At 51.4% G+C, this 12,057-nt stretch carries 11 protein-coding genes and 1 riboswitch; of the genes, 7 read left to right on the top strand and 4 right to left on the bottom strand.

The window, feature by feature from the left end:
* Positions 1-37 precede the first annotated feature (37 nt).
* Positions 38-1,831, top strand: a complete 1,794-nt coding sequence (locus SYN6312_RS03300) for a M61 family metallopeptidase (RefSeq protein ID WP_015123446.1) — start codon at positions 38-40, stop codon at positions 1,829-1,831.
* Here the strand turns inward: SYN6312_RS03300 and SYN6312_RS03295 are convergent.
* The 3 genes from SYN6312_RS03295 to SYN6312_RS03285 all read right to left on the bottom strand — a co-directional run bounded on the left by SYN6312_RS03295 (position 1,817) and on the right by SYN6312_RS03285 (position 5,294).
* Positions 1,817-2,164, bottom strand: coding sequence for a hypothetical protein (locus SYN6312_RS03295; protein ID WP_015123445.1), 348 nt, complete (start codon positions 2,162-2,164; stop codon positions 1,817-1,819). The genes SYN6312_RS03300 and SYN6312_RS03295 overlap by 15 nt on opposite strands.
* Positions 2,165-2,213: 49 nt before the next feature.
* Complete coding sequence (locus SYN6312_RS03290) at positions 2,214-2,579, bottom strand: response regulator transcription factor (protein WP_015123444.1); 366 nt, start codon at positions 2,577-2,579, stop codon at positions 2,214-2,216.
* A gap of 186 nt (positions 2,580-2,765) precedes the next feature.
* Positions 2,766-5,294 carry an EAL domain-containing protein gene (locus SYN6312_RS03285; protein ID WP_015123443.1) on the bottom strand — a complete coding sequence of 843 codons (2,529 nt, stop codon included), beginning with the start codon at positions 5,292-5,294 and terminating at the stop codon, positions 2,766-2,768.
* A gap of 437 nt (positions 5,295-5,731) precedes the next feature.
* On the opposite strand from SYN6312_RS03285, the gene SYN6312_RS03280 reads away from it, so the two are divergent.
* Positions 5,732-7,366 (top strand): bifunctional ADP-dependent NAD(P)H-hydrate dehydratase/NAD(P)H-hydrate epimerase, encoded by a 1,635-nt coding sequence (locus SYN6312_RS03280; protein WP_015123442.1) that lies wholly within the window; start codon positions 5,732-5,734, stop codon positions 7,364-7,366.
* A gap of 135 nt (positions 7,367-7,501) precedes the next feature.
* The gene (gene surE, locus SYN6312_RS03275) at positions 7,502-8,296 is read left to right on the top strand and encodes a 5'/3'-nucleotidase SurE (protein WP_015123441.1); all 795 of its coding nucleotides are present in this window, start codon (positions 7,502-7,504) and stop codon (positions 8,294-8,296) included.
* A 288-nt stretch (positions 8,297-8,584) separates the two neighbouring features.
* Here the strand turns inward: surE and SYN6312_RS20910 are convergent, their stop codons facing one another.
* The gene (locus SYN6312_RS20910) at positions 8,585-8,728 is read right to left on the bottom strand and encodes a DUF4278 domain-containing protein (RefSeq protein WP_015123440.1); all 144 of its coding nucleotides are present in this window, start codon (positions 8,726-8,728) and stop codon (positions 8,585-8,587) included.
* Between the two features lie 34 nt (positions 8,729-8,762).
* A riboswitch (Glutamine riboswitch) is annotated at positions 8,763-8,823 on the bottom strand.
* A gap of 122 nt (positions 8,824-8,945) precedes the next feature.
* Here SYN6312_RS20910 and SYN6312_RS03270 point away from each other — a divergent pair.
* The 4 genes from SYN6312_RS03270 (at position 8,946) to SYN6312_RS03255 (ending at position 12,016) form a co-directional block, all read left to right on the top strand.
* The gene (locus tag SYN6312_RS03270; RefSeq protein WP_172636034.1) at positions 8,946-9,668 is read left to right on the top strand and encodes a superoxide dismutase; all 723 of its coding nucleotides are present in this window, start codon (positions 8,946-8,948) and stop codon (positions 9,666-9,668) included.
* A gap of 221 nt (positions 9,669-9,889) precedes the next feature.
* Positions 9,890-10,495, top strand: a complete 606-nt coding sequence (locus SYN6312_RS18140) for a hypothetical protein (protein ID WP_015123438.1) — start codon at positions 9,890-9,892, stop codon at positions 10,493-10,495.
* Between the two features lie 229 nt (positions 10,496-10,724).
* Positions 10,725-11,600 carry a PD-(D/E)XK nuclease family protein gene (locus SYN6312_RS03260; RefSeq protein ID WP_015123437.1) on the top strand — a complete coding sequence of 292 codons (876 nt, stop codon included), beginning with the start codon at positions 10,725-10,727 and terminating at the stop codon, positions 11,598-11,600.
* Positions 11,601-11,713: 113 nt separating this feature from the next.
* Complete coding sequence (locus SYN6312_RS03255) at positions 11,714-12,016, top strand: hypothetical protein (protein WP_015123436.1); 303 nt, start codon at positions 11,714-11,716, stop codon at positions 12,014-12,016.
* Positions 12,017-12,057 lie beyond the last annotated feature (41 nt).

Raw genomic sequence — 12,057 nt, 5'->3', positions numbered from 1 at the left:
CAGATTTCCCGCCCCTATCTGCCCGTGATCTCGACCTATGTCCCCTTCCGTTTCCGCCACATCTCCCAACCTAGCTTCCCCAGCCACTCCTGACCAATGTTTGGGGCAACAACCCGGCCTGGAGTTTGTGATTGGCTTTCCGCAGCCTTGGACGCATTTATTTGAAGTTATGTTTACGGTGACGGGCTGGCAGCAGGATGTCTTGGATATTAAAATGCCCGTCTGGACTCCTGGCTCCTATCTGGTGCGTGAATATGCCCGTCATGTCCAAGATTTTGTTGCCAGTTCCCCTGGGCAGCCCCTCCAGGCCTGGAAATGTGCAAAAAACCACTGGCAAATTGCCACCCCGGAAATTACCATCATCACGATTGCTTACCGCGTCTATGCCCATGAACTGACGGTGCGCACCAATCATTTAGATGCCACCCATGCCTATTTCAACCCAGCGGCCCTTTGTGTGTACGTCCCAGGCCTGGAATCACTCCCGATTACCGTCAAAGTTCAGCCCCCCCCCGACTGGCACATTACCACTGCTCTCCCCCCCGTTCCCTCAGAGCCACAGACGTTTCTGGCCGCCGACTACGACACCCTTGTGGATAGCCCCTTTGAAATTGGAACCCATACAGTTTATGACTTCCAGGTGTTGGGGAAAGACCATCGCCTTGCAGTTTGGGGAGAAGGGAACTTTCGGGCGGATCGGGTTATTCCAGATCTAGAAAAGATTATTACTCTGGAAGCAAAACTCTTTGATGGGCTGCCCTATCCCGATTACACCTTTATCCTCCATCTGACGGGACAAGGGTATGGGGGCCTGGAGCATCAAAATTCCTGTTCCCTCATCTATAACCGCTTTGGTTTTGGCCAGCCTGAGGCCTATCAGCGCTTTTTATGTTTGGTGGCCCATGAATTTTTCCACCTTTGGAATGTAAAGCGGATTCGCCCCCAGGCCCTGGCTAGTTTTGACTACGAGCATGAAAACTACACGCCCTCCCTCTGGTTTTGTGAAGGGGCCACCAGCTACTACGACCAACTCATTCCCCTCTGGGCCGGTCTCTACGATCAAACGGTTTACTTCAAGCTTTTGTCTGATGATATTTCTCGGTACCTGACCACCCCCGGCCGGCGAGTCCAACCCCTGAATGACTCCAGCTTTGATACTTGGATTAAGCTTTACCGCCCCGATGCCAACAGTCCCAACTCGCAAATGTCCTACTACCTAAAAGGGGCGTTGGTGACGCTGCTACTGGATCTGAAAATTCGGGCCAAGTTTCACAATCAACGCTCCTTTAATCAGGTGATGCAACAACTGTGGCAAGACTATCGCCAGGCCGGATCTGGGTTTAGCCCCGCTCAGCTCTGGCGGGTCATTAGCGATGTAGTCCAGGAGGATTTACAGGAGTTTGCCCAAGCCTACATCGAAGGGACTGCGGAACTGGACTTTAATGCCTATTTGGCTCCCTTTGGCCTGGAGTTACGACCGAATCAAAGCAAATCCATACCTTATACCGGTATCAGCTTAAAAACAGACCGGGGCCTGGTGACGATTAAAACCGTAGATTACGATTCCCCTGGACAACGGGCGGGCCTGGCGGTGGGGGATGAACTGGTGGCCCTCAATGGGTGGCGGATTGCAGCGGAAAAATGGTCAGAGCGGCTCCAGGACTGCCGGCCTGGGGATGAGGTGGCGATCACGGTGTTTCATCAGGATCAGTTGCTCGAAACCACCTTGACCTTAGCGGCCCCTCAACCCAGCCGTTATGACCTCAGCCTGGTTCAAAATCCGACTCCCACCCAGCAAACCCTTCTCCAAGGTTGGCTAACGTTTGCCTGACCACCAAAGCCGTTCGTCTCGGGAAAGTTTCACCGTATAGAGGGTCATAACACCCACTGCGCCCACATCCAGGTTTTTGACCCAGTAGCAGGGATGTCCCGATGCGGCCAAATCTCCAATGAACCGCCGCCCCACCCGCCGCCAACTGGGTTCCTTACTCCGCCAGGCCAGTCGACAACAGGGCCAAGGTAACTGCTCTCGGTCAAACAGCCGACAACAGGCCCCCAAGACTTCATAGCGAAACAGGCCCCCAGGGCTATAGAAAACATATCCCGCCGGCCAAGGATGGGGGAGCGGGGCATCTAACCAGGATGACTCAGATGGATCCAGCAAGGTCAGTACAACTATTCAATACAACCATTCAATCGTTAATAATTTGTCCTTAACGGGTGAGGAGTTCCTTGATTTTGGCAATTAAATCATCGGGATTAAAGGGCTTGGTAATGTAAGCATCTACCCCTTGCTTTTTACCCCAGTGAATATCAAAGGGTTCCCCCTTAGTGCTGCACATAATCACAGGCACATTCTGAGATGCAGGTTCATTTTTGACCCACCGACAAAACTCATAGCCATTCATCCGGGGCATGACCACATCTAAAACAATTAAATCGGGAACTGTTTGACTCACCTTGGCCTGGGCTTCAATCCCATCACCTGCTTCCGTCACCTCTAAACCCAGACTCAGTATTGTTTCTACAATCATGGCCCGCATAGTCGGACTGTCATCCACAACTAAGACTGTTGTCATACTCTCCCCAAAAGTTCTAAAGCAACTCAGTGATGGGTAAATTGCTGATTAGCCTGATCATACCCAGTCTCCGAGAGCAAGACTTCAACTTGCGATAAAAAACTAAAAACACGGTCATTAAAGCCCTTGAAGTTTGCCGATTGCCCCACAGATTTTTATGAGCATCAACTAAGGCCGTTGGCTTGGCTATGAGGCATTCAGACGCGAGGCTTGGAGACAACTAATGTCCAAGGATTCTTTGGCTAGGATGTCCTCAATGTGGGCCGCAGATAGGGGTGGGGCAAACAAATAGCCCTGGGCATAGGTACATCCCATCCGTTGCAGGGCCTGGCATTGGGCTTCGGTTTCAACCCCTTCGGCCACGACATTCAGGTGTAAGGATTTTGCCAGGGTGAGAATGGTTTGGACAATGCCGCCCCCTTGAATATCGGGGTGAAGGAGCGGGCTAATAAAGCAGCGATCAATTTTGAGAGTGTCAATGGGAAAACGGTGGAGATAGCTCAGAGACGAGTATCCCGTCCCGAAGTCATCCATGTAGATTTGAATGCCGCGGGTGCGGATGGATTCTAGGGCTTGCACCGCCAGTTCCGTATTTTCCATCAAAATGGTTTCGGTCACTTCCAAGCGCAGTCGGTGTGGGGAAAATTGAGTTGCAGTCAGAATATTATCTAAGCGGGAAACTAAGTCGGGTTGGGCAAAGTGCTGGCCCGTGAGATTGACACTGATGGCCAGGCCCTGAGAGGTAGGAAATTGGCGTGACCACTGTTGCATTTGTTCACAGGCCGTTTCTAGAACCCACCAACTCATGGGTAAAATCAGCCCCGTTTCCTCGGCAATGTCCATAAATTCTCCTGGGGTAATCACACCGCGCCGAGGATGCTGCCAACGAATCAGCGTTTCAAAGCCACAGATCCGGGCCTGGGCCAAGTCCACAATTGGTTGGTAATAGACCATAAATTCCTGTCGCTCCACCGCCCGCCGTAGTTCTGTTTCCAGTTGCAGGAGGGCCAAAACTTCCACCCGCATGGCGGTACTGAAGACTTCATAGCGATCTTTCCCCAAGGATTTAGCCCGATACATGGCGGTATCCGCATCCCGCAGGAGGTCTTCCGGTTGGAGATGCTCTTGGGTATTAAAGGCAATGCCAATGCTCACCCCAGTAAATACCTCATGGCCCTCTAAAATAAACGGTCGGCGCAATTCCGTCAGGATCCGCTCCGCCACTTGGCAGGCATAGTCCACTGTCCCCACTTCATCGAGGAGAATTGCAAATTCATCCCCCCCTAGCCGTGCAATGGTATCTTCAGCCCGCAGACAACTGACTAGACGCTGGGCAATCCCAATTAAAAGTTGATCGCCGACCAAATGCCCCAGGCTGTCATTGAGAACCTTAAAGCGATCTAAATCTAAAAATAAGATGGCAAATAAATAACCAGGCCGCCGTTTGGCCCGCTGCATGGCCTGGCCGAGTCGATCCATCATCAAGATGCGATTGGGTAGCCCGGTCATGGCATCGTGAAGGGCATCATGGAGAATTTGCTCTTGGATCAGGCGATACTCGGTAATATCGGTGAGGGAGCCGGCCATCCGATAGGGTTGCTGACGCTCATCTCGTAGGCCCAGGCCCCGGACGCGCATCCAACGCAGGCCTCCATCCGGGTGTAAAACTCGAAACTCGCACTCTAAATGGGGGGTCACGCCAGATAAATGCTGTTCAATTTCAATTTGGACATGGGTTCGATCCTCGGGATAAATCGCCTCAAGCCATGTCTCTGGGCTTGGAGAAGTCTCAACATTAGCCAGGCCAAGCATCTGTTTCCAGCGATCTGAAAAGTAGATTTCGTTAGTCCGTAAATCCCAATCCCAAAGACCATCATTGGCACCTTGGGCCGCAATGGCATAGCGTTCTTCACTTTCTTGGAGGGCTCGTTGGGCCAGTTTACGCTCCGTGATGTTGGTAATGTAGCAACGGACTAAGTTGGCTTCAGGGAGGGGTTGAATGACTTGTTCGTAATGGGAATGACCCAGTTGGACTTCCCGGATGCGGAGGGGTTGGGCCTGGGATTCCGTTGGTAAAAGCAGATCCATCAGCAGGGGGTGTTGGGAATCATTGGCCTGGATGTCCTTAAACTCCCGAATGGCCGCCGGATTGAGATAGGTAATTTGCCCGGTTTGATCCAATTCCAGGATGGGGTTGGGGCTTAATTCAGGAAAGGAGGAAAGACGTAAGATGGCCGCATCACTGAGCATTTTGGCCTGGGCAACATCCAGGGAAGAGGGTTGATAGGGTAAGCTATCCCGGACACTCACGGGCATACTCGCAAACTGGGCCTCTTGGGTATAGCGGGAAAACCCAGTATCCGAAAGGTTAGAAATGGCATGATAGCGGGCGCGGACATCTCCCCCAAAGATAATTAAATCTCGATGCTTCAAAATATGGGAGTGACAGGTCTTGCCGTTCACCTTCAGGCCATTGGCACTCCGCTTGCCCTGGAGATCTCCATCCAGTAAGCGAAAGAAAAAATTACCCGTTTGCGGATCAGAAACTCGTAATAAAACGGCGTGCTGCCGAGAGACCATCCGGGAATTAACAACGATGGTATTGCTGGGGTGACGACCAATGGAGTAAGTTCCCGCCTCAAGGGGAATGGTTCGGCGGCCATTTTTATCTTGAATCACCAAGAGGTGGCGAATTTGTTCTTCGGGACTTTTCACGGAATCACGGTCAAGCTGGAATGATTACCCAAGACGTTTTGGCTGAATGTTGACTGTTGAGTTGTCATACACAAGCCAAAGGTAGGCGCGGATTAGTAACGATTAGACTTCTCGGCAGACTTGAACCCTATGCTGATGCACCCCATTTGTCCCCCCTATTTCCAGATGCCGCATTTACCCTAACATTTTTCCAAATCAGCTTCAGTATTGAGATAGACATAGCATCAAGACAATTCTAGGAGCAAGTCAAGCCTAATTTTATTGAGAATCTGCTGTGATTCCGACTTTGTCCGTGGCACTGGTTTTGCTCCTGCCCCCTGGCAGCCCAAGGTCATAAAAGCCTCCCCTCTGGTTAGACAAGTTGTTCCCTAGACGTAAAAAACTTAGGGATAATGCCCATGAGCTATGCCTTTCTAGTTTGCAAGCGGTGAAATCCTATGTTCTTGTCCTCGCCCCGGTCAGAAATTCTCGCCTATGTTGCCACCGCCAGTCAGATGCAGCAGATCGAGGCTTGGCTTTTTGGCTGTGGGATGCCTGTGGCGGCGTTGATGGAAAAAGTTGGCCTGCTCCTGAGTCAACGGATGCAAGGGTTATTTCCCCGGCAGTTGTTTCCTCGAGTTGGGGTATTAGTTGGCCCAGGCCATAACGGTGGTGATGCCCTAGTGGTCGCGCGCGAATTACAACAGCAGGGGTATCAGGTGACGGTGTTTCATCCCTTTACGCGCCGCAAAGAACTGACGGGAGATCATGCCTATTTTGCTACCAGTTTGGGGATTCCCTTTGCTAATAATATTGCGGAGTTGCGGGACTCAGATTGGCTTGTCGATGGTTTATTTGGCTTTGGCCTGGATCGGCCCCTCACCGATATAGCCCTCAGCACTGTCCAAGCGGTGAACATCTGGAATCGCCCTGTGGTCAGTATTGATCTGCCCAGTGGCCTGCATACGGATTCGGGGGAGATTTTGGGCGGGGCCATTCGGGCTAGTCATACCCTTTGTTTGGGCCTGTGGAAGTTGGGCTTGATGCAGGATCATGCCTTGGCCTGGTGTGGGGAGTTGGAACTCCTAGATTTTGGCTTACCCATTGTGGCCATTGAAGCAATTCTAGGTCGAGTGCCAAAACTCCAATGCCTCACCCCCCAGGCCATCGCCAGTCATCTTCCCTTAGAACGTCCCCCCGCTACCCATAAATATCAACAGGGACATTTGCTCCTCGTGGGTGGCTCCAAAACCTATGGTGGCAGTATTGTTTTAGCGACTCTTGCGGCAAAATCTACTGGAATTGGGATGTTGTCGGTAGCGGTTCCAGCGCGGTGGCAGGAGTTAGTTTTACAGCAGGCCCCAGATGCGATTGTGATTCCCTGTCCAGAAACTCCAGAAGGGGCAATTGCCGGACTCCCCCAAGGGATGGACTTGAGTTCCTTTGATGCCATTGCCTGTGGGCCGGGATTAACGATGTTTGCAGAAGCTGTTGTTCGGCAAGTTCTCGACAGTGATTGCCCCCTGATTTTGGATGCCGATGGGTTAAATATCCTCGCGCAATTAAATCCAGTCTCAGGTCTATCAACCCGCAAAGCCCCCACAATTTTGACTCCCCACCCCGGTGAATTTCGGCGACTGTTCCCCGGCCTGGTGGTGGTCAAGGCTAACTCAGAGGGTTCACCCGAAAAGACGACCTACCCCCCTGCCGAAGCGGCCCCTAATCTCAATCGCTCAGTAATCACCCCCCAGGCCGCCAGGCAAACCGGAGCCATTGTGCTTTTAAAAGGGGCTAGAACAGTGGTTGCGACACCCGATGGCCGGGCCTGGATTAATGGGGAAAGTACGCCTGGATTAGCTCGGGGGGGCAGTGGGGATGTATTAACGGGGTTAATCGGGGGTCTGTTGGGGCAAATTCCACCCGTCGAAGCCACCTTAACGGCAATGGGATGGCACGCCCAGGCCGGGAGATTAGCGGCTAAACATCGCTCGGTGTTGGGAGTAGATGCCCGGAGCTTAGGAGATTTTTTAATCCCAGCGTTGATGAACCTCCAGGGCCTGAGGAACCTCCGAGCCGGAAATGATCAGGGGTGAGGAATCTGGATCAGACCTGACTATGGGCTGTTTCTCATCTCTAAATTCAGCGGCTCTGTAACGGAATGTGACACAATTTGGGCAGAAAGCGAACCGTCAAACGATAACTGTCAAATAACAAAGGGGCCGGGTGGTATGCGTCTGTTAATCAGTAATGATGATGGCATTTTTGCGCCGGGGGTGCGGACGTTGGCCAATACTCTTGCCCAGGCCGGTCATGGGGTAACGGTAGTCTGTCCAGATCGGGAGCGGTCGGCCACAGGGCATGGATTAACCGTTTTTGATCCAATTCGGGCTGAGGAAGTTCCCCACTTATTTGAACCAGGGATCCGGGCCTGGGCCTGTTCAGGAACGCCTTCCGATTGTGTCAAGCTGGCGTTGGGTGCCCTGATTGATCCTTGGCCCGATTACGTGGTTTCTGGGATTAACCAAGGGGCTAACTTAGGCACTGATATTCTCTATTCCGGTACGGTCTCTGCAGCCATGGAGGGGGTGATTGAAGGGATCCCTAGCATTGCCATGAGTTTAGCCAGTTTTACAGTCCGGGACTTTGAACCAGCAGCCCAGTTTGCCAATGATTTGCTGAAGGCCCTCGGCGAAAATCCCCTCCCCCAGGCCACCCTCTTAAATGTCAATATCCCCCCCTTGCCTGAAGCAGACATTGCCGGAGCCGTGATTACCCGTCAGGGCCTCCGCCGCTACCATGATCAGTTTCAAAAACGGATTGATCCGCGGGGTAAAACCTATTACTGGCTGGCGGGCGAAGTCATGGAAGATATTTCCCAGGCCGATGGTGATTTTTTGACCGATGTTCAGGCCTTACAACAAAATCTGATTAGCATTACGCCCCTGAACTATAACCTCACCGATCAGGCCGGACTTACACCCCTGGGGGCCTGGTTCCGACAAACATCAATTCCCATTGCCTAGGTCCCAACCCCAAGACAAATTCTGAGGAACTCATGGGAATCTGAGATGGCCTGACCCATTGAGGAGGCTGACTCTAGTAAGCCAGACCATGCTTTGAAGATTTCTATGGTTTGGGGATCCTTAGAACAAGGTAATTAATGAGTTAGCGGGATACCCCCCTAAAAAAAGCAATACCCTCATCACGAAAGTATTGCCCATATTTAAGTTAATGATGTTTGTAAAGCTTGTGCTTCTGGATCAATCGGTTAAAGAAATGAGGGAAATGTCTCGGTTGTGAGAAAATAGCTCCTAGAACAATGTCCAGACTTTTGCTGGCAGAAGATCCCGCAGCTTGTATTCCACCCCCCGATATTTCACGGTTACATCAGTCACAACAGTATCAGGATGAGCTGTGTTTGCTTCGTAGTTTTGACCGCGGTAGGTAAGTTTCATGGTGTCGCCTCTCAATAAAGTGTGAAGAACTGAGGGCGCGTTCCTTCGGGTTTGACCCTACTTCCGTCTTCTTGATTAGAGAGAAGATGAACGTTTTGTTGATAGTTTTAGTATGGCTGAGTGTTTCAGGTAGTTGCATCCCCCAGTTGGGTGAGTTTAGTAGCCTCCGACACAAACTCAGTGATCAGTCCCTAGCTCATCCGAAGGAGGTTTCGCCATGACAGACAAATCCTGTAGTCGCCGCCAGGCCATGGTCTGGTGTAGCACAGCCTTGGCTAGCTGGGCCCTATTTCCCCCTAAAACTCTGGCTGCCTCATCCCCGACTGGTGTTTATGTCCTGCCTCCTTTACCCTATGCCTACAATGCCCTTGAGCCTTACATTGATGCTGAAACCATGGAATTTCACCATGATAAGCACCATGCAGCCTACGTCAACAATCTCAACGCTGCCCTACAAAAATATCCCCAGTGGTCTGGCTTGCGGATTGAAGAACTCCTGGAAAAACTAGACCAGCTTCCCAATGACATTCGGCAAACGGTCAGAAATAATGGCGGCGGTCATGCCAATCACAGTTTATTTTGGGAGAGCATGAGTCCGGCGGCAGGGGGCAAACCCAGAGGGAAATTAGCTACGGCAATGCAAGCCCGCTTTGGCAGCTTTGAGGATTTCCAGGCCCAGTTCAATAGCGCAGGTCTAAAGCAATTTGGCAGTGGTTGGGTTTGGCTAGGGTTGGGCCAAGATGGCACATTACAGGTTTTCACAACCCCCAATCAGGATAGCCCCCTCAGCCAAGGCATCACCCCGTTGTTGGGCAATGATGTTTGGGAGCACGCCTACTATTTGTCCTATCGGAATCGCCGGGATCAATATCTCCAGGCCTGGTGGAATGTGGTGAATTGGGACAAAATCGGAGAACGCTATGAGCAAGCTACGGGATAACCAGACAGAAACGCATTGAAGGCCAGACATTAGGGACATGAGAAAATGCTTTGCTAGAGTCTCCCGTAGATTTGCTGAAGTCAAAACCAGTCTGTCCCGTTCCCTCTCCCCAAAAGTGATTGACCACTAGCTATTTTTAAGACTTAGGGCAATAATTAGGGCACGCTTGACTGGACTGGAAGGCAAAATTTCCCCCTGCTCTTTATCTCCATTATGTAGTTATGGTCAACTCTGGACACAATGCCGTCACCAAAGCGGCAGAACGACTCCTGCTTCAGTATGGATTTGACTTGGCTGGGGATAGAAGTCAAGAACTCTTTGATCAATGGTTACGGGTGTATCCGCCCCGCTGGATTCGGTTGGCAATTATTGAGGCGTTGTACCAGGGCCGCTATAAGGCGATTTCTGTTGAGCAACTCCTGGCCTTTTGGTTACGGCGGGGGGAAGCCCAGACCCACTTTAATAGTGAGTTTGAAGCGATGATCTGTCGGAACTTACCCCGAGACTTGACGACCCCAAACTTAGACATGGCAGAACCCATAACAATGCTGGCCTGGGGCAAGCTCAATCAAAATAGCCCAGATATCACTCCTAGCCCTGAACGAAAACCCCAAAATATTGACCAGTTCCAACCCCAGGCCCCAAACGACCTGACAACACACTTTGCCGAAAAGTTAACGGCCATTGCCCAGGCCTGGAAAGCCAGCCAAAATCCCCTCGCCTCTGCGACTCTTTCCCCCAATTCCGCCCTGACCAGTTTGGTGAACTCCCAAGAATTTGGCCTTGGACAGGGAACTCCTGAATCCAGTACCATCCTGCCCACATAACCCCTTAGGTCTCGGCCCCCCGGATATCCACGGCCCAACTGCCATGTTCTGAGCTTGCTAATTCAGCCTTTAATGGGGAACGCCGATTTGTTAGCTTTTGAGAAGTGGCTGGCCAATTTTGCACATTGGGTCAAGTCCCTCCCAATGCTTGACGACTACAGTGAGCTTTATCGGCCATATCACTGCTCAAGCAAATAAATAGTCCGATCTTGAGGTTGTTGCCTGACCTATGCCCCTACTGGACGAACCCTTGACCACTGATCCTCTTGTTGAGACACCGGGCCTATCCCTGACCCAAAGCTCGCTCCAAGCCCTGGCCTATTGTCCCCGCAAGTTCCAATATCTCTATTTAGATCAGTTGGGGTTGCCAAATTTCCAGGCCAAAGCCACGGCCAACTTAGGGGTAGATTTACCGCAAGACCTGGGGACTTGGTTTCATCGGCTGCTGCAACAACGGGAACTGGGTTTAGACATTACCCCACTCTTGCAGGGAAATGAGCCACTGCCGTCATGGTATGAGGCCTTCCAAGCAGCACCCCCGCCAATGATTTTAGGGCAACGGGATAGTGAACATCGGCGGCAAGTCATATTGGGGCCTGTCACTCTGGTGGGTATCTATGATTTAGTCATTTGGGGTAAAAGCCAGGCCCAGATTTTAGATTGGAAAACCTATCAACGCCCCCAAACACCCCAATATTTGCAGCACCACTGGCAAACGCGGCTGTATCCCTATTTATTAGCCGCCACCACAGATTATCCCCCCGAGTCAATTGTCATGACCTACTGGTTTGCCCTTGGGGATGATGGCCAACATAGTTTGAGCTTTCGCTATAGCCAGGCTCTCCATCGACAAACCCAGCAGAGATTGGAGCAGTTCGTCCAACGCCTGGAAGCTTGGTTATTGGCCTATGACCAGGGAAACCCCTTACCCCAAGTTGATCCCCTCCAAGGTCGCTGTCCAAGCTGTGAATTTGCCTATCGCTGCCACCGACAAGTTCCAGCCAACACCACAGATACAGGATTTGAGCCAGAAATTTTGTTGCAGTCTGTCCAGAGTTACCCGGAAATTTCTCTATCCCTCTGGGATGATGGGACTGTTGACTGAGTTACCCCAATAAATTTTCCTTATTAGCTACAGAAATGGCATCATCGCCATACACAGACCGAGATACGCGCGATATACTGTCGGCCATTAGCCTTTTTAGGGGAATTCGTTCTATGTCTGAAACAACGCCGGAAATCTCTACTGTAAGTCGGGTCTCCCAAGCCGCCCAAGAGTTACTGGCCGCTATCCAGGATTTAGCCAAAGAACAAATTGCGACGCTCCCCAATTCTGTCCAAGAGACTCTCAAGCAAACGGTTGCGAGTTTGGAGAAGGTAATCAGTGATCTCCAGGCCAATGCCAGCCATGTTACAGAGCAAGGAAAGGAACAGGTCAAAGATCTTGAAGCCCGCCTCGCCAAGGCCTGGGAAGTTTTATCGGCCCCTAAATCTGAGCCGAGTGAGCCACCCACTGAATAAGCTAAACTAACAATTCTGACTCTTACGCCCAGATCCTGCTC

Source organism: Synechococcus sp. PCC 6312, from assembly GCF_000316685.1.
Lineage (GTDB): Bacteria > Cyanobacteriota > Cyanobacteriia > Thermosynechococcales > Thermosynechococcaceae > Pseudocalidococcus.
Note: the sequence above shows the minus strand (reverse complement) of the source record. Positions and strands in the feature narration are given on the sequence as shown.